This window comes from Aeromonas sp. 601039 (genome assembly GCF_049174415.1).
Classification (GTDB): Bacteria; Pseudomonadota; Gammaproteobacteria; order Enterobacterales; family Aeromonadaceae; genus Aeromonas; species Aeromonas veronii_A.
In genome coordinates, this window is the sequence record NZ_JAAKTL010000038.1 from 1 (window position 1) to 18,215 (window position 18,215).

General features: G+C 55.2%; 18 protein-coding genes and 1 tRNA gene. All 19 read left to right on the top strand.

What is annotated here, in order from left to right; genetic code table 11:
• A partial coding sequence (locus G5195_RS19655) for a hypothetical protein (RefSeq protein ID WP_197724836.1) occupies positions 1–75 on the top strand: 75 nt, incomplete at its 5' end.
• 53 nt (positions 76–128) lie between these two features.
• Positions 129–205, top strand: a tRNA-Trp gene (locus G5195_RS19660).
• A 60-nt stretch (positions 206–265) separates the two neighbouring features.
• On the top strand, positions 266–637 hold the full coding sequence (secE, locus tag G5195_RS19665) for a preprotein translocase subunit SecE (protein ID WP_005341843.1): 372 nt from the start codon (positions 266–268) through the stop codon (positions 635–637).
• Positions 638–670: 33 nt separating this feature from the next.
• Positions 671–1,198: a transcription termination/antitermination protein NusG gene (gene nusG, locus G5195_RS19670; RefSeq protein ID WP_019840195.1), complete on the top strand. Its 528-nt coding sequence runs from the start codon at positions 671–673 to the stop codon at positions 1,196–1,198.
• A 134-nt stretch (positions 1,199–1,332) separates the two neighbouring features.
• Positions 1,333–1,761, top strand: a complete 429-nt coding sequence (gene rplK, locus G5195_RS19675) for a 50S ribosomal protein L11 (RefSeq protein ID WP_026456244.1) — start codon at positions 1,333–1,335, stop codon at positions 1,759–1,761.
• Between the two features lie 4 nt (positions 1,762–1,765).
• Positions 1,766–2,467, top strand: a complete 702-nt coding sequence (rplA, locus tag G5195_RS19680) for a 50S ribosomal protein L1 (RefSeq protein ID WP_005339888.1) — start codon at positions 1,766–1,768, stop codon at positions 2,465–2,467.
• A gap of 256 nt (positions 2,468–2,723) precedes the next feature.
• Positions 2,724–3,224 (top strand): 50S ribosomal protein L10, encoded by a 501-nt coding sequence (gene rplJ, locus G5195_RS19685; RefSeq protein WP_216952230.1) that lies wholly within the window; start codon positions 2,724–2,726, stop codon positions 3,222–3,224.
• A 51-nt stretch (positions 3,225–3,275) separates the two neighbouring features.
• The gene (gene rplL, locus G5195_RS19690) at positions 3,276–3,638 is read left to right on the top strand and encodes a 50S ribosomal protein L7/L12 (protein WP_005341840.1); all 363 of its coding nucleotides are present in this window, start codon (positions 3,276–3,278) and stop codon (positions 3,636–3,638) included.
• A gap of 224 nt (positions 3,639–3,862) precedes the next feature.
• A complete protein-coding gene (gene rpoB, locus G5195_RS19695; protein WP_005339897.1) occupies positions 3,863–7,891 on the top strand; it encodes a DNA-directed RNA polymerase subunit beta in 4,029 nt (1,342 codons plus the stop codon).
• A gap of 91 nt (positions 7,892–7,982) precedes the next feature.
• The gene (gene rpoC / locus G5195_RS19700; protein WP_100647045.1) at positions 7,983–12,287 is read left to right on the top strand and encodes a DNA-directed RNA polymerase subunit beta'; all 4,305 of its coding nucleotides are present in this window, start codon (positions 7,983–7,985) and stop codon (positions 12,285–12,287) included.
• A gap of 194 nt (positions 12,288–12,481) precedes the next feature.
• Positions 12,482–13,198: a helix-turn-helix transcriptional regulator gene (locus G5195_RS19705; RefSeq protein WP_005339902.1), complete on the top strand. Its 717-nt coding sequence runs from the start codon at positions 12,482–12,484 to the stop codon at positions 13,196–13,198.
• Between the two features lie 24 nt (positions 13,199–13,222).
• Positions 13,223–13,603, top strand: a complete 381-nt coding sequence (locus G5195_RS19710; RefSeq protein ID WP_227341805.1) for a RidA family protein — start codon at positions 13,223–13,225, stop codon at positions 13,601–13,603.
• Positions 13,604–13,687: 84 nt separating this feature from the next.
• Positions 13,688–14,080, top strand: a complete 393-nt coding sequence (gene tusD / locus G5195_RS19715) for a sulfurtransferase complex subunit TusD (RefSeq protein ID WP_270906241.1) — start codon at positions 13,688–13,690, stop codon at positions 14,078–14,080.
• 8 nt (positions 14,081–14,088) lie between these two features.
• Positions 14,089–14,448, top strand: coding sequence for a sulfurtransferase complex subunit TusC (gene tusC / locus G5195_RS19720; protein ID WP_005341830.1), 360 nt, complete (start codon positions 14,089–14,091; stop codon positions 14,446–14,448).
• Between the two features lie 7 nt (positions 14,449–14,455).
• Positions 14,456–14,734: a sulfurtransferase complex subunit TusB gene (tusB, locus tag G5195_RS19725; protein WP_005339909.1), complete on the top strand. Its 279-nt coding sequence runs from the start codon at positions 14,456–14,458 to the stop codon at positions 14,732–14,734.
• 182 nt (positions 14,735–14,916) lie between these two features.
• The gene (gene rpsL, locus G5195_RS19730) at positions 14,917–15,291 is read left to right on the top strand and encodes a 30S ribosomal protein S12 (protein ID WP_005306278.1); all 375 of its coding nucleotides are present in this window, start codon (positions 14,917–14,919) and stop codon (positions 15,289–15,291) included.
• A gap of 93 nt (positions 15,292–15,384) precedes the next feature.
• A complete protein-coding gene (rpsG, locus tag G5195_RS19735; RefSeq protein WP_005339911.1) occupies positions 15,385–15,855 on the top strand; it encodes a 30S ribosomal protein S7 in 471 nt (156 codons plus the stop codon).
• Between the two features lie 75 nt (positions 15,856–15,930).
• Positions 15,931–18,036 carry an elongation factor G gene (fusA, locus tag G5195_RS19740; protein WP_216979948.1) on the top strand — a complete coding sequence of 702 codons (2,106 nt, stop codon included), beginning with the start codon at positions 15,931–15,933 and terminating at the stop codon, positions 18,034–18,036.
• Positions 18,037–18,090: 54 nt separating this feature from the next.
• Positions 18,091–18,215 (top strand): GTP-binding protein (locus tag G5195_RS19745; protein ID WP_234887766.1); only part of this gene is annotated, 125 nt, incomplete at its 3' end.

Sequence of the window (18,215 nt, forward strand, 5' to 3'; positions counted from 1 at the left end):
GACGGCCTGCGTTTCGCTATCCGTGAAGGTGGCCGTACCGTAGGTGCTGGTGTTGTAGCTAAAGTTATCGCTTAATCTTTGGCTTACATAAATAAAGCAAAGCCCCTATAATAGGGGCTTTCTTATGCAGGGGCGTAGTTCGAATTGGTAGAACAGCGGTCTCCAAAACCGATGGTTGCGGGTTCGAGTCCTGCCGCCCCTGCCATATACCTCGTCTCGTACGGGGCTTTTGTGTCTTTGGTTACGTCAGATACAGGTGGGTTGTATGAGTGTTAGTTCTGAGAACCAGGGCGGAAGCAAGGATACCCTGCTTTGGGGCCTGGTTTTCATTATCCTGGTGGCCGCTGTAGTAGGTAATTATCTACTGAGCGATGTTATTGCTGCCGTCCGCGCCTTGGGTGTGGTCATTGTCATCGCTGCTGCCGGTGCAGTAGCCCTGCAAACCACCAAAGGGAAGGCAACACTGGCATTCGCCCGTGAGTCTCGCCTGGAAGTCCGCAAGGTCGTATGGCCAACCCGTCAGGAAGCCATTCAGACAACCCTGATTGTGCTGGCTGTGACCGCCGTGATGGGGCTGCTGCTGTTCGTTCTGGACGGCGCCTTGGTCTGGTTGGTCAACCTGATTACCGGTGTGTAAGGATAAGCCATGACTGAACAACGTGAACAGCGTATGAGATGGTATGTCGTGCAGGCGTTTTCCGGCTATGAAGGCCGTGTCGCCAAATCCCTGCGCGAGCATATCAAGATGCATGGCATGGAAGACATGTTCGGTGAAGTACTGGTCCCGACCGAAGAAGTGGTCGAGATGCGTGCAGGCCAGAAGCGCAAGAGTGAGCGCAAGTTTTTCCCGGGCTATGTCCTGGTTCAGATGATCATGGATGAAACCACATGGCACCTGGTGCGTAACGTACCGCGCGTCATGGGCTTCATCGGCGGTACTTCCGACCGTCCGGCACCGATCTCCGACAAAGAGGCCGATGCCATCCTGAACCGTCTGCAGGATGCCCACGACAAGCCGCGTCCGAAAACCCTGTTTGAACCGGGTGAAATGGTGCGGGTTGCCGATGGTCCGTTTGCCGACTTCAATGGAACCGTTGAAGAGGTGGACTACGAGAAGAGCCGCGTGAAGGTTTCTGTACTGATCTTCGGTCGTTCTACTCCCGTTGAGCTGGATTTCGGTCAGGTCGAAAAGGGCTGATTGATTTCTGTTCACTCAACAGTTGTCAGGGGCAGCGAATATCTCTATAATTCGCTGCCCCTTTATTAGTTGGGGAGCCGTTTGCAGGAGCATGTCTCCGAGGCGCTAGAACCCATTTTTGAGGTAATTTCCTAATGGCTAAGAAAGTCACAGCTTATATCAAGCTGCAGGTTGCTGCTGGTGCAGCCAACCCGTCTCCTCCCGTTGGTCCTGCACTGGGTCAACACGGTGTTAACATCATGGAATTCTGTAAGGCGTTCAACGCTCGTACAGAAAAGCTGGAAAAAGGTTCACCGACCCCGGTCGTGATCACCGTTTACAGCGACCGTTCCTTCACCTTCGAAACCAAGACTCCGCCTGCTTCCTTCCTGCTGAAGAAAGCTGCTGGCATCAAGTCTGGTTCTGCCAAGCCGAACAAAGACAAGGTTGGTAAGGTGACCGTAGCCCAGCTGCAAGAAATCGCCAAGACCAAAGAACCGGATATGACCGGTGCCGATCTGGATGCAAAAGTACGTTGCATCGCAGGCTCCGCTCGTTCCATGGGTCTGGTAGTGGAGGATTAAGACAATGGCTAAACTTTCCAAGCGTATGCGCGTTATTCGCGAAAAAGTTGACGGTACCAAAGAGTACTCCATCAACGAAGCCATTGCCCTGCTGAAAGAACTGGCTACCGCCAAGTTCGTTGAAAGCGTTGACGTTGCTGTCAACCTGGGTATCGACGCTCGTAAATCTGACCAGAACGTACGTGGTGCTACTGTACTGCCGCACGGTACCGGTCGTGATGTACGCGTTGCCGTATTTACCCAAGGTGCCAATGCCGAAGCAGCTAAAGCTGCCGGTGCTGACCTGGTAGGTATGGATGACCTGGCCGATCTGGTTAAGAAAGGCGAGATGAACTTCGACGTAGTTATCGCATCCCCGGATGCCATGCGCGTTGTTGGTCAACTGGGTCAAATCCTGGGCCCGCGCGGCCTGATGCCGAACCCGAAAGTTGGTACTGTAACTCCTAACGTTGCCGAAGCTGTCAAGAACGCCAAGGCTGGTCAGGTTCGTTACCGTAACGACAAGAATGGTATCATCCATACCACTCTGGGTAAGGTTTCTTTCAACGAAGTTCAGCTGAAAGAAAACTTGGAAGCTCTGCTGGTTGCCCTGAAAAAAGGCAAGCCCTCTTCCGCCAAAGGTCAATTCATCAAGAAAGTCAGCATCTCCACCACCATGGGTGCCGGTGTTGCCGTAGACCAAGCTTCTCTGGAAGCTCAGGCCTAATTGATGGGTTTTACAAGGCGCAAAATTTAATCTATAATTTTGCGCCTTGATTGGTTGGGGGTTTCGACCTCCGTCCAAGACCGCAGGAGGCTGTAAAGCCTTAATGTTTCCTGCGTAGACGGTGCCGGAAACCCAGCGAGAAAGATTCTTTCTCTTCTGGAATCCTGCTACCGCATCGTTCCCCTCTGTTGTAAAGGTAGGGGGGATGTGTCAGTACTGGGTCATTTGACCCGGATTCAATCCAGGAGTTAAGCCAATGGCATTGGGACTCGAAGACAAAAAGGCAATTGTTGCTGAAGTCAACGAAGCTGCCAAAGGCGCTCTTTCTGCAGTTGTTGCCGATTCTCGCGGTGTCACTGTAGACAAGATGACCGTCCTGCGTAAAACCGCTCGTGAAGCCGGTGTGTACATGCGCGTTGTGCGTAACACCCTGCTGCGTCGCGCGGTAGAAGGTACCGAATACGAGTGCCTGAACGACGCATTTACCGGTCCTACCTTGATTGCTTTCTCTAACGAACACCCGGGCGCTGCTGCTCGTCTGTTCAAAGAGTTTGCCAAAGCGAACCAAAAGTTCGAAATCAAGGCTGGCGCTTTTAACGGTGAGTTTATCGCCGCAGCACAAATTGATCGTCTGGCCACGCTGCCGACTTACGACGAAGCAATTGCGAAGTTGATGGCGACTATGAAAGAAGCCTCTGCTGGCAAGCTGGTTCGTACCATCGCTGCTGTGCGTGATCAGAAGCAAGCTGCTGCTTGATTCTCGCCTATTTAGGCTGTTTGAGTTTATTCAACATCAGGAATTTTTGTCATGTCTATCACTAAAGACCAAATCATCGAAGCCGTTGCTTCCATGTCCGTAATGGAAGTTGTTGAGCTGATCGAAGCTATGGAAGAGAAATTCGGTGTTTCTGCCGCTGTTGCTGTTGCTGCCGGTCCGGCCGCTGAAGCAGTAGAAGAGAAGACCGAGTTCGACGTAGTTCTGACTGCTGCCGGTGCCAACAAAGTTGCCGTCATCAAAGCCGTTCGTGGCGCTACCGGTCTGGGCCTGAAAGAAGCCAAAGATCTGGTAGAAGCTGCTCCGGCTAACCTGAAAGAAGCCGTCTCCAAAGACGAAGCTGAAGCTCTGAAGAAAGAGCTGGAAGCTGCCGGTGCTTCTGTTGAGATCAAATAATCTGCATTTATGTAGATTAGCCTGATAAAACAGGCTAGGGCTGGTGAATTTTTGTTCACCAGCCTTTTTGCGCTGTAGACTGAGAGCATTTCACACCGTTTACGACTCTCGGTGCACCAGCAATCCGGACTGTCTTCTTTCGTCCGGGCCAACACAAAACGGTGTTGAGACAGAGCTGTCCCGCGGGACAGAGTGGGTCACTTATCAGCGAGCTGAGGAACCCTATGGTTTACTCTTATACCGAAAAAAAACGCATTCGTAAGGACTTCGGTAAGCGAGACCAGGTACTGGACACGCCTTATCTGTTGTCCATTCAGCTGGACTCCTTCAAGCAGTTCATCGAGGCTGACCCGGAAGGTGAATATGGCCTAGAGGCCGCTTTCCGTAGCGTTTTCCCGATCACCAGTTACTCCGGTAGTGCTGAGCTTCAGTATGTCAGCTATCGCCTGGGTGAGCCGGTATTTGACGTAAAAGAATGCCAGATCCGTGGAGTGACCTACTCCGCGCCGCTGCGTGTCAAGCTTCGTATGGTTCTGTACGACCGTGAAGCAGCTGCCGGCACCGTCAAAGACATCAAGGAACAAGAAGTATACATGGGCGAAATTCCGCTCATGACCGAGAACGGCACCTTTGTTATCAATGGTACCGAGCGGGTTATCGTTTCCCAGCTGCACCGCAGCCCGGGCGTCTTCTTCGACCACGATAAAGGCAAAACACATTCATCCGGTAAGGTGCTGTATAACGCTCGCGTTATCCCCTACCGTGGCTCCTGGCTGGACTTCGAGTTCGATGCGAAAGACAACCTGTTTGTCCGTATCGACCGTCGTCGCAAACTGCCAGCATCCATTATTCTGCGCGCCCTGGACTTCACTTCCGAACAAATCCTGGCCACCTTCTTCGAGACCATCGGTTTTGAAGTAAAAGATGGCAAGTTGATGATGGATCTGGTGCCGGAGCGTCTGCGTGGTGAAACTGCGACCTTTGACATCGTGGCCAATGGCGCCGTGGTGGTTGAGACCGGTCGTCGTGTGACTGCGCGTCACATCCGTCAGTTGGAAAAAGACGCCGTTACCCAAATTGAGGTACCGGTTGAGTATGTTGTTGGCAAAGTTGCTGCCAAGGACTACGCACATCCGCAAACTGGCGAGATGGTCGTGACCGCCAACCAGGCACTGAGCCTGGAAGCGATCGCCAACCTGTCCCAAGCCGGCTTCAAGCATTTCGAGGTTCTGTTCACCAACGAACTGGATCACGGTGCTTACATGTCCGAGACCCTGCGTGTCGACTCCAGCTCCAACCGTTTGGAAGCGCTGGTCGAGATCTATCGCATGATGCGTCCGGGCGAGCCGCCTACTCGCGAAGCTGCAGAACAGCTGTTCGAAAACCTGTTCTTCTCCGCCGAGCGTTACGACCTGTCTACCGTAGGTCGGATGAAGTTCAACCGCCGTCTGGGTCGTGAAGACGAGACTGGCGCAGGTGTACTGACCAAAGACGACATCGTCGATGTGATGAAGCGCCTGATCGACATCCGTAACGGTAACGACGAAGTGGACGATATCGACCACTTGGGTAACCGTCGTATCCGTTCTGTCGGTGAAATGGCTGAAAACCAGTTCCGCGTCGGTCTGGTGCGTGTCGAGCGTGCGGTCAAGGAGCGTCTCTCCCTGGGCGACCTGGACACCCTGATGCCGCAGGATCTGATCAACGCCAAGCCGATCTCCGCTGCAGTCAAAGAGTTCTTTGGTTCCAGCCAGCTGTCCCAGTTTATGGACCAGAACAACCCGCTCTCCGAAGTGACCCACAAGCGTCGAATTTCCGCGCTGGGCCCGGGCGGTTTGACTCGTGAGCGTGCCGGCTTTGAAGTCCGAGACGTACACCCGACCCACTACGGTCGTCTGTGCCCTATCGAGACTCCTGAAGGTCCGAACATCGGTCTGATCAACTCTCTGTCCGTGTACTCTCGTACCAACGAGTACGGTTTCCTCGAGACCCCGTACCGCAAGGTCATTGACGGTGTGATCACCGACGAAGTGGACTACCTGTCTGCTATTGAAGAAGGCAAGTACGTGATCGCACAGGCTAACGCCGCGACCACCGAAGATGGCCGTCTAAAAGATGAATTGATCCCGTGCCGTCACAAAGGTGAATCCACCTTTATGAACGCCGACCAGATCCAGTATATGGACGTGAGCCCGCAGCAGATCGTATCTGTGGCAGCCGCTCTGATCCCGTTCCTGGAACACGATGACGCGAACCGCGCATTGATGGGTTCAAACATGCAACGTCAGGCTGTACCGACTCTGCGTGCTGACAAGCCGCTGGTAGGTACCGGTATGGAACGCGCTGTGGCCGTTGACTCCGGTGTAACCGTAGTGGCCAAGCGTGGCGGCGTAATCGACTATGTCGATGCCTCCCGTATCGTCCTGAAGGTCAATGAAGATGAGCTGATGCCAGGCGAAGCCGGTATCGACATCTACAACCTGACCAAATACACCCGTTCCAACCAGAACACCTGTATCAACCAGCGTCCTTGCGTGATGTTGGGTGAGCCGGTCATGGCTGGCGACGTACTGGCTGACGGCCCGTCCACCGATCTGGGTGAACTGGCGCTGGGTCAGAACATGCGCGTCGCGTTCATGCCGTGGAACGGTTACAACTTCGAAGACTCGATCCTGGTGAACGAGCGTGTTGTTCAGGAAGATCGCCTGACCACCATCCATATCCAGGAACTGGCCTGTATCTCCCGTGACACCAAGCTGGGTCCGGAAGAGATCACTGCTGACATCCCGAACGTGGGTGAAGCCGCTCTGTCCAAGCTGGACGAGTCCGGTATCGTCTACGTGGGTGCCGAAGTGAAGGGCGGCGACATTCTGGTCGGTAAGGTAACCCCGAAAGGTGAAACCCAGCTGACGCCGGAAGAGAAGCTGCTGCGCGCCATCTTCGGTGAGAAGGCGTCCGATGTGAAGGACTCCTCCCTGCGTGTACCGAACGGTGTGTACGGTACCGTGGTTGACGTGCAAGTCTTTACCCGCGATGGCGTGGAAAAAGACAAGCGCGCCAAAGAAATCGAAGAGATGCAGCTGAAGGAAGCGAAGAAGGACTTGACCGAAGAGTTCAAGATCTTGGAAGACGGCATTTTCGGCCGCTCCCGCAACCTGCTGCTGGCCGCCGGTTACAGCGAAGATCGTCTGAACAAGCTCGATCGCTCCAAGTGGTTTGAACTGGCCATCGAAGACGAAGGCAAGCAGACCGAACTGGAACAGATCGCTGAACAGCACGTTGAGCTGAAAGCCGAGTTCGACAAGAAATTCGAGAACAAGCGTCGCAAGATTATCCAGGGTGATGATCTGGCTCCGGGCGTACTGAAAATCGTCAAGGTTTATCTGGCAGTCAAGCGTCGCATCCAGCCGGGTGACAAGATGGCGGGCCGTCACGGTAACAAGGGTGTTATCTCCAAGATCTGTCCGGTCGAGGATATGCCTCATGACGAGTTCGGCCGTCCGGTCGACATCGTACTGAACCCGTTGGGCGTACCATCCCGTATGAACATCGGTCAGATCCTCGAAGTGCACCTGGGCCTTGCGGCCAAGGGTATCGGCGAGAAGATCGATCGCATGGTCAAAGAGCAGCGCGAGCTGCACGAGATGCGCAACTTCCTGCAACAGGTCTATGACCTGGGCGAGAAGGACACCCAGCAAGTGAACATCGCCGAACTGTCTGACGACGACGTACGTACCCTGGTGGGTAACCTGCGTAAGGGTCTGCCGGTTGCTACTCCAGTGTTTGATGGTGCCAAAGAGCGCGAAATCAAAGCCCTGCTGAAGCTGGCCGATCTGCCGGAATCCGGTCAGATTGATCTGTTCGACGGCCGTACCGGTAACCGCTTCGAGCGTAAAGTAACCGTTGGTTACATGTACATGCTCAAGCTGAACCACCTGGTCGACGACAAGATGCACGCGCGTTCTACCGGTTCTTACAGCCTGGTTACCCAGCAGCCGCTGGGTGGTAAGGCTCAGTTCGGTGGTCAGCGTTTCGGTGAGATGGAAGTGTGGGCCCTGGAGGCTTACGGTGCGGCATATACCCTGCAGGAGATGCTGACCGTCAAGTCTGACGATGTGAATGGCCGTACCAAGATGTACAAGAACATCGTGGATGGCGACCACCGTATGGAGCCGGGCATGCCCGAATCCTTCAACGTATTGCTGAAGGAAATCCGCTCTCTGGGTATCAACATCGAGCTGGACGAAGAGTAAGAGCTCGCTCTTATTGTTCGAGAATTGACGTGGGCGCCCCGCTGTTTTGGCAGCCGGGGCGCCGAGGTTAGACTCCTGACAGGGGAAACACGTGAAAGACTTACTCAAGTTTTTGAAGGCTCAGACCAAGACCGAAGAGTTTGACAGCATCAAGATCGGTCTGGCCTCTCCTGACATGATCCGCTCCTGGTCATTCGGTGAGGTCAAAAAGCCTGAGACCATCAACTACCGGACTTTCAAGCCGGAGCGTGATGGTCTGTTCTGCGCCCGTATCTTCGGACCGGTGAAGGACTACGAGTGTCTGTGCGGCAAGTACAAGCGCCTGAAACACCGTGGTGTGATCTGTGAGAAGTGCGGCGTTGAAGTGACCCAGACCAAGGTCCGTCGTGAGCGTATGGGCCACATCGAGCTGGCCAGCCCGACTGCCCACATCTGGTTCCTGAAGTCCCTGCCGTCCCGTATCGGTCTGCTTCTGGACATGACCCTGCGCGACATCGAACGCGTGCTCTACTTCGAATCTTTCGTAGTTATCGAGCCGGGCATGACCAACCTCGAACGCAGCCAGATGCTCTCCGAAGAGCAGTACCTGGATGCGCTGGAAGAGTGGGGCGACGAATTTGACGCCAAGATGGGTGCCGAAGCAATCCTGGCATTGCTGCGCGCCATCGATCTGGAAGGTGAAGTCAAAGCGATGCGTGAGGAGCTGGATCAGACCAACTCCGAGACCAAACGCAAGAAGACCACCAAGCGTCTGAAGCTGATGGAAGCTTTCCTGCAGTCCGGCAACAAGCCGGAGTGGATGATCATGACAGTGCTGCCTGTGCTGCCGCCGGACCTGCGTCCGCTGGTACCGCTGGACGGCGGCCGTTTCGCGACTTCCGATCTGAACGATCTGTACCGTCGCGTGATCAACCGTAACAACCGCTTGAAGCGTCTGCTGGATCTGGCTGCTCCGGACATCATCGTGCGCAACGAAAAGCGTATGCTGCAAGAGTCCGTCGATGCGCTGCTGGATAACGGCCGTCGCGGTCGTGCCATCACCGGTTCCAACAAGCGCCCGCTGAAATCCCTGGCCGATATGATCAAGGGTAAGCAGGGTCGTTTCCGTCAGAACCTGCTCGGTAAGCGTGTCGACTACTCCGGTCGTTCCGTTATCACCGTAGGCCCGACTCTGCGTCTGCATCAGTGCGGTCTGCCGAAGAAGATGGCGCTGGAACTGTTCAAGCCGTTCATCTATGGCAAGCTGGAAACCCGCGGTCTGGCGACCACTATCAAGGCCGCCAAGAAGATGGTGGAGCGCGAGGAAGCTGTCGTTTGGGATATCCTGGACGAAGTGATCCGCGAGCACCCGGTTCTGCTGAACCGTGCACCGACCCTGCACCGTCTGGGTATCCAGGCATTCGAACCGACTCTGGTCGAAGGCAAGGCAATCCAGCTGCACCCGCTGGTTTGTGCTGCGTATAACGCGGACTTCGATGGTGACCAGATGGCGGTCCACGTACCGCTGACCCTGGAAGCCCAGCTGGAAGCGCGTGCGCTGATGATGTCTACCAACAACATCCTGTCGCCAGCCTCCGGTGAGCCGATCATCGTTCCTTCTCAGGACGTGGTCTTGGGTCTGTACTACATGACCCGCGCCCGCATCAATGCGAAGGGTGAAGGTATGGTGCTGTCCGGCCCGAAAGAGGCCGAGAAAGTGTACCGTGCTGGTCTGGCCGACCTGCATGCTCGCGTCAAGTGCCGCATCACCGAGTACGTGAAGAACGAAGCCGGTGAGCTGGTTGCCAAGACCGAGATGAAGAACACCACCGTTGGCCGTGCGATCCTGAGCCTGATCCTGCCGAAAGGTATGGAATACGCCCTGATCGACGAGCCGAAGGTGCTGACTGCTGCCGAGCAGGCCGATCTGGAAGCCAATCCGCAGAACTGGATCAAATGCGTATCCAACAAGGCGCTGGGCAAAAAGCTCATCTCCCGTCTGCTGAACACCTGCTATCGCAAGCAGGGGCTGAAGGACACCGTTATCTTCGCTGACCAGCTGATGTATACCGGTTTCCACTACGCGGCGCTGTCCGGTGCTTCCGTTGGTATCGATGACATGGTCATCCCGGATGCCAAGAAAGACATCATCGCGTCTGCCGAAGCCGAAGTTGCCGAGATCCAGGACCAGTTCCTGTCCGGTCTGGTAACTGCGGGCGAACGTTACAACAAGGTTATCGATATCTGGGCCAGCGCCAACGAGCGCGTCTCCAAGGCCATGATGGAGAACTTGTCCAAAGAGCGTAACGTCAACTCGCTGGGTGAAGAAGAAGAGCAGGCCTCGTTCAACAGCATCTTTATGATGGCTGACTCTGGTGCGCGTGGTTCCGCCGCCCAGATCCGTCAGCTGGCCGGTATGCGTGGCCTGATGGCCAAGCCGGATGGCTCCATCATCGAGACTCCGATCATCGCGAACTTCCGCGAAGGCCTGAACGTACTGCAGTACTTTATCTCTACCCACGGTGCTCGTAAGGGTCTGGCGGATACCGCACTGAAGACTGCGAACTCCGGTTACCTGACTCGTCGTCTGGTAGACGTGGCGCAGGACATGGTGATCACCGAGGACGATTGCGGCACTACCGACGGTCTGTGGATGACTCCGCTGATCGAGGGTGGCGACGTGGTCGAGCCGCTGCGTGAACGCGTGCTGGGTCGTGTGGTGGCAGAAGATGTCATCAAGCCGGGTACCGAGGACGAGATCCTGGTTGCTCGCAACACCCTGCTCGACGAGCAGCTGTGTGACCTGCTGGAACGCAACTCCGTTGACCGTGTGAAGGTACGTTCTGCCATCACCTGTGAAACCGACTTCGGTAACTGTGCTCACTGCTACGGCCGTGATCTGGCCCGTGGTCACCTGGTTAACAAGGGTGAGGCTGTCGGTGTTATCGCCGCCCAGTCCATCGGTGAACCGGGTACCCAGCTGACGATGCGTACGTTCCACATCGGTGGTGCTGCATCTCGTGCCGCTGCTGAAAGCAGCATCCAGGTCAAGAACACAGGTACCATCAAGCTGCAGAACGCCAAGTTCGTTCACAACAGCGATGACAAACTGGTTATCACCTCACGTTCTACCGAACTGACCATCATGGACGACATGGGCCGTACCAAGGAGAGCCACAAGCTGCCTTACGGTTCTGTGCTGGAAGTGAAGGACGGCCAGGCCGTGAGTGCTGGCGAGACCGTTGCCAATTGGGATCCGCACACCCACCCGATCATCACCGAAGTGGCAGGTCGCCTGCAGTTCGAACACATGATCGATGGTGTGACCATCACTCGTCAGACCGACGAGCTGACCGGTCTCTCTTCTATCGTTGTTCTGGACGTCAACGAGCGTCCGAGCGCCGGTAAAGAGATGCGTCCGACCGTTAAACTGGTCGACCTGAACGGCAAAGACGTGATGATCCCGGGTACCGATGTAGCCGCCCAGTACTTCCTGCCGGGCAAGGCGATCGTGAACCTGGAAGATGGTGCCAACGTGGGCGTGGGTGACGCGGTAGCGCGTATCCCGCAAGAGTCCGGCGGTACCAAGGACATCACCGGTGGTCTGCCGCGCGTTGCGGATCTGTTCGAAGCACGTCAACCGAAGGAACCGGCAATTCTGGCCGAGATCTCCGGTACCATCTCCTTCGGGAAAGAGACCAAGGGCAAACGCCGTCTGGTCATCACCCCGACCGATGGTGGCAACGTCTACGAAGAGATGATTCCGAAGTGGCGTAACCTGAACGTGTTCGAAGGTGAAAAAGTTGAGAAGGGTGAAGTGCTGGCGGACGGTCCTGAGTCTGCTCACGACATCCTGCGTCTGCGCGGTATCAGCCCGGTCGCCAACTACATCGCCAACGAAGTGCAGGACGTTTACCGTCTGCAAGGCGTTAAGATCAACGACAAGCACATCGAAGTCATCGTTCGTCAGATGCTGCGCAAGTGCGAGATCCTGAGCGCTGGCGATACCGATCTGATCGAAGGCGAACAGGTTGAAGTTGCTCGTGTGAAGATTGCCAACCGTAAGCTGGTTGCCGAGGGCAAGACCCCTGCGACCTACCGTCATGTACTGATGGGTATTACCAAGGCATCTCTGAGCACCGAGTCCTTCATCTCCGCGGCTTCCTTCCAGGAAACCACTCGCGTTCTGACCGAAGCCGCCGTTGGTGGCAAGCGTGACGAACTGCGTGGCCTGAAAGAGAACGTCATCGTGGGTCGTCTGATCCCGGCTGGTACCGGCTTTGCCTACCACCATAGCCGGATCAACCAGCGTGCTGCCGCAGCTCGTGCTGTTGGTACCCCGCAGGTGACCGCTGATGAAGCAGAGCAGAACCTGGCGGATCTGCTGAACGCAGCCGGTAGCTTCGACGAAGAGTAACTCGTCATCCGTGATTGAAAAGGGCTCCTTCAAGGAGCCCTTTTTGTTGGCCAATTCCTCGGCAAAGGTAGACGCAGCGCGGGTTTCAGGATGATCCAGAGCAAAGTTGTAGAGTAAAAAATCAAAAAAAGTTGACTTTACTCCCCTGCAATTTAAAACTCGGGAAAGTTGAATGGTTATTACAGGGGTAGAACATGACTGTCGGTATCGAGGAAGCCATGCTTCCCGAAGAACAGCTGATCAGCCGCACTTTTACAGATGAAGACAGGGAATTGTTGCGCTCATACGATGGGCTCATCGATGGCTTGGCCGAGCTGTTCGGCAAGCATTGTGAAGTGGTCCTCCACTCCCTGGAAAATCTGCACGAGTCGGTGATCAAGATCGCTAACGGCTTCAATACCGGACGCACCCTCGGGGCGCCCATCACCGATCTCGCCCTGCGCATGCTCAAGGACATCGAGAGCACCGGCCAGGATTACACCCAGAGCTATTTCGCTCGCAGCCGTACTGGCGCGCTGATGAAGTCGAGCACCATCGCCATTCGCAACAGCGAGCGGCAAGTAGTGGGACTTATTTGCATCAACCTGCACATCAATGCGCCCTTCCACGAGTTCGTGGCCGAATTTTTCCCGACGCCCCAGCAGGCGGCGCGCCAGTCACCAGAGACCTTCGCCAACAGCGTGGAAGAGCTGGTTGCCCAGACGGTGGATAACACCATCGACGAGATCAATCGCGATCCCACCGTGGCCAACAATGCCAAGAACCGCTTCATCGTGACCCAGCTGTTCGAGAAGGGCATTTTCGACATCAAGGATTCGATCAATCTGGTGGCGGACAAACTCAATATTTCAAAACATACCGTTTATCTTTACATCCGACAGCGCAAGCAGGGTGAAGACGAGAACGAGTAACTCATTCCAGAAGGGGATAGATGAATGGCTAAAGAAGTGATTGCAACCGACAAGGCGCCTGCCGCGATTGGTCCGTATGTTCAGGCTACCAAGGTTGGCGAAATGATCTTCACCTCCGGGCAGATCCCGCTCGATCCTGCCACCATGGAAATCGTGGCTGGCGGCATTGAAGAGCAGGCCGAGCGGGTGATGAAGAATCTGATTGCCGTGTTGCACGCTGCGGGTGCCGATGCCAGCAAAGTGGTCAAAACCACCTGCTTCCTGAGCGACATGAACAACTTCGTTGCCTTCAATCAGGTCTATGCCCGTTACTTTGGCGATGCGGCGCCAGCTCGCTCCTGCGTAGAGGTGGCCCGTCTGCCGAAAGATGTGCTGGTCGAGGTCGAGGCGATTGCCCATCTCTGATCAACAGATCGAATCAAGCCCCTCCTGGCAGGGGCTTTTTTGTTTTTGGCGTAAAATGGACCGGGTCAGCACAGGAGTCCTGCTATGAGTCTGAGTTTTGCCATCCTGGTCACGGGGCCCGCCTATGGCACCCAGTCGGCCAGCACCGCCTATCGTTTTGCCCGCACCTTGTTGGCACAGGGGCATACCTTGTCCCACCTGTTCTTCTATCAGGACGGGGTCTGCAACGGCAACGGTTTGCATCTGCCTGCATCCGATGAGACTGACCTGGTGCGTCTGTGGCGAGAGCTGGCGGAAGAGCAGGGGATCGGTATCGACGTCTGTGTCGCCGCCGCCATGCGGCGCGGTGTGCTCGATGAACAGGAAGCCAAGGGGGCAGGGCTGGAGCACTTCAATCTGCAAGCGCCATTTTGCCTGAGCGGTCTGGGCCAGTTGGCCGAGGCGGCGCTCACCGCCGATCGGCTGGTTCAGTTCTAGGGGGAGTCATGAGCAAGAAAATCGCCTTTATCTGCAGTCGTGGTCCCCATGGCCATGCCGCCGGCCGGGAAGGACTGGATGCCTTGCTGGCCACCTCGGCCATGACCGATGAGCTGGCCCTCTTCCTGATTGGGGACGGTGTGTTGCAACTGCTCAAGGAACAGCAGCCTGCCGCCATTTTGCAGCGCCACTACGCGCCCACCTTCAAGATGCTGGAACTCTACGACATCGAAGAGGTCTATGTTTGTGCTGACTCGCTGGCAGAGCGTGGCGTGACAGTGGATGATCTGCTGATCCCCGTCGAGAGTCTGCCGCGCCAGGAACTGGCTCGGCGCTGGGCACAATGTTCGACTCACATCAGCTTTTGAGGTCTCCATGTTGCATCTGATATTGAACTCTCCCTTTCAGAGTCAGGCTCTGGCAGAGGCGCTCTCATACCTTCAGCCCGAGGATGAGCTGGTACTGATGCAGGATGCCGTGATTGCGGCATCGGCTCCCCAGTGGAGCGCGCGGCTGGCGGGTATCCCGCTTTATGTGATGCAGGAAGATCTGCAAGCTCGCGGTTTGCAGCATCGGGTGGGCAATGTGCTCGATATGGCGGGTCTGGTGGCACTGATTGCGCAAAAAGGTTCCCCGCGCACCTGGGGTGGCTGAGAAGCACATTTCCAAGAAAATTCAAGGTGATATCGTGAAATCAAACGGATCTGAATTGCCCTTTTGTGACGCAAATTGTATAAATCTTGACTCCCCAGACAACAGGGCATAAAATTTCGCGTCCCCGTATCTGCGGGGAGGATTTTCCACACGTTTATGAAGTCATTATCAGGAGCCTTTTGATGGCAACTATTAACCAGTTGGTTCGCAAGCCACGCATCAAGCTCGTTGTGAAAAGCAACGTGCCGGCGCTGGAAGCGTGCCCTCAGAAGCGTGGCGTATGCACTCGTGTATATACCACCACCCCGAAGAAGCCTAACTCTGCACTGCGTAAAGTGTGCCGTGTACGTCTGACCAACGGCTTCGAAGTCACCTCCTACATCGGCGGTGAAGGTCACAACCTGCAAGAGCACTCTGTTGTTCTGATCCGTGGCGGTCGTGTAAAAGACTTGCCAGGTGTTCGTTATCACACCGTTCGTGGTGCGTTGGACTGTGCCGGTGTTAAAGACCGTAAGCAGGCTCGCTCCAAGTATGGCGTGAAGCGTCCTAAAGCTTAATGGTTCTCCGTTAAGTAAGGCCAAACGTTAATTCGTTTCTAGTTAGATAGCTTTCTAGTTTTGGGTAATCCCTGAAGTTACGGAGAATTTGAAATGCCAAGACGTCGTGTTGTTGGTCAGCGTAAAATCCTGCCAGATCCCAAGTTCGGATCAGAGCTGCTGGCTAAATTTGTCAACGTAGTAATGGTTGACGGTAAGAAATCTGTTGCAGAAGCCATTGTTTATGGCGCCCTGGACATCATTGCCACCAAATCTGGCAAAGAGCACCTGGCCGTATTCGAAGAAGCTCTGGATAACATTCGTCCGGCGGTCGAGGTTAAATCTCGTCGCGTCGGTGGTGCAACCTATCAGGTGCCGGTAGAAGTTCGTCCGGTACGTCGCAATGCCCTGGCAATGCGCTGGTTGGTTGATGCCGCTCGTAAACGTGGTGAAAAATCAATGGCTCAGCGTCTGGCTGGCGAGCTGCTGGATGCCGCTGACAATAAGGGTTCGTCTGTCAAGAAACGTGAAGACGTTCACCGTATGGCTGAAGCGAACAAAGCCTTCGCTCACTTCCGCTGGTAATCCGCTTGCGCAGGGTCTTTTGACTCTGCGCACCTTTAATTATCTAGGGACAAGCGCCTTAGTAAGAGGATGACAATGGCTCGTACAACCCCCATTGAGCGTTATCGTAACATCGGTATCTCCGCTCACATTGACGCCGGTAAGACTACTACTACCGAGCGCGTACTGTTTTACACCGGTGTAAGTCACAAGATCGGTGAAGTTCACGATGGCGCTGCCACCATGGACTGGATGGAACAGGAACAAGAGCGTGGTATCACCATCACCTCCGCCGCGACCACCGCTTTCTGGTCCGGTATGGGTAAACAGTTCCAACCGCACCGTATCAACATCATCGATACCCCGGGCCACGTTGACTTTACTATCGAAGTAGAGCGTTCAATGCGTGTTCTGGACGGTGCCGTGATGGTGTACTGTGCCGTAGGTGGCGTACAGCCACAGTCTGAAACCGTATGGCGTCAGGCTAACAAGTACAAGGTTCCCCGTATCGCGTTCGTCAACAAGATGGACCGTACCGGTGCCAACTTCCTGCGTTGTGTTGAGCACATCAAGACCCGTCTGAAAGGCAACCCGGTTCCGCTTCAGCTGAACATCGGCTCTGAAGAGAACTTCAAGGGCGTTGTTGACCTGGTCAAGATGAAGGCCATCAACTGGAACGAAGCTGACCAGGGCGTCACCTTCGACTACGAAGATGTGCCGGCCGAGCTGCTGGAACAGGCGCAAGAAATGCGCATGAATCTGGTTGAAGCCGCTGCTGAAGCGTCTGAAGACCTGATGGAAAAATACCTGGGCGGCGAAGAGCTGACCGAGGAAGAGATCAAAGGTGCTCTGCGTCAGCGCGTGCTGAACAACGAAATCATCCTGGTAACCTGTGGCTCCGCGTTCAAGAACAAGGGCGTACAGGCAATGCTGGATGCCGTGATCGAGTACCTGCCGGCTCCGACCGACGTTGCTGCTATCGACGGCCTGAAAATGGACGGCGAGACCAAAGACGAGCGTCACGCTTCTGATGACGAGCCGTTCTCTGCTCTGGCGTTCAAGATCGCTACCGACCCGTTCGTTGGTAACCTGACCTTCTTCCGTGTCTACTCTGGCGTGATCAACTCCGGTGACACCGTGCTGAACTCCGTCAAGGACAAGCGCGAGCGCTTTGGCCGTATCGTTCAGATGCATGCCAACAAGCGTGAAGAGATCAAAGAAGTACGCGCTGGTGACATCGCTGCAGCCATCGGTCTGAAAGACGTGACCACTGGTGACACCCTGTGTGACCCGAACGCACCGATCATCCTCGAGCGTATGGAATTCCCGGAGCCGGTAATTTCTATCGCGGTTGAGCCGAAAACCAAGGCTGACCAGGAGAAGATGGGTCTGGCACTGGGCCGTCTGGCTCAGGAAGATCCGTCCTTCCGCGTATGGACTGACGAAGAGTCAGGTCAAACCATCATCGCTGGTATGGGTGAGCTGCACCTGGACATCATCGTTGACCGTATGCGTCGCGAGTTCAAGGTTGAAGCCAACGTAGGTAAGCCGCAGGTTGCCTACCGTGAAACCATCCGTACCACCGTTAAAGACATCGAAGGCAAGCATGCCAAGCAGTCTGGTGGTCGCGGTCAGTACGGTCATGTTGTTATCGACATGTACCCGCTGGAAGAAGGCAAAGCCTACGAATTCGTCAACGACATCAAAGGTGGTGTCATTCCTGGTGAATTCATCCCGGGTGTTGATAAAGGTATCCGTGAGCAGCTCAAATCTGGTCCGCTGGCTGGTTACCCGGTTATGGATCTGGGTGTGCGTCTGCACTTCGGTTCTTACCACGATGTCGACTCTTCCGAACTGGCGTTCAAAATCGCTGCTTCCATGGCCTTTAAGGCTGGCTTCATGAAAGCCAACCCGGTTCTGCTCGAGCCGATCATGAAAGTAGAAGTTGAAACTCCGGAAGATTACATGGGCGACGTGATCGGTGACCTGAACCGTCGTCGTGGCCTGATCGAAGGTATGGAAGATGGCCCGTCCGGCAAGATCGTACGTGCTCTGGTGCCGCTGGCCGAAATGTTCGGTTATGCAACTGCACTGCGTTCCGCTACCCAAGGTCGTGCTTCCTACGCCATGGAATTCGCCAAGTATCACGATGCACCGACCAACGTTGCACAAGCCGTGATCGAAGAGCGCAAATCCAAGTAATTTAAGATTCCCCGCCTACGACGGTAGGCGGGTTTAACCTAGAAGGACTACGTCGTGTCTAAAGAAAAATTTGAGCGTAATAAACCGCACGTAAACGTCGGCACCATCGGCCACGTTGACCACGGTAAAACCACCCTGACTGCAGCTATCACCAACGTGCTGGCCAAGCACTTCGGTGG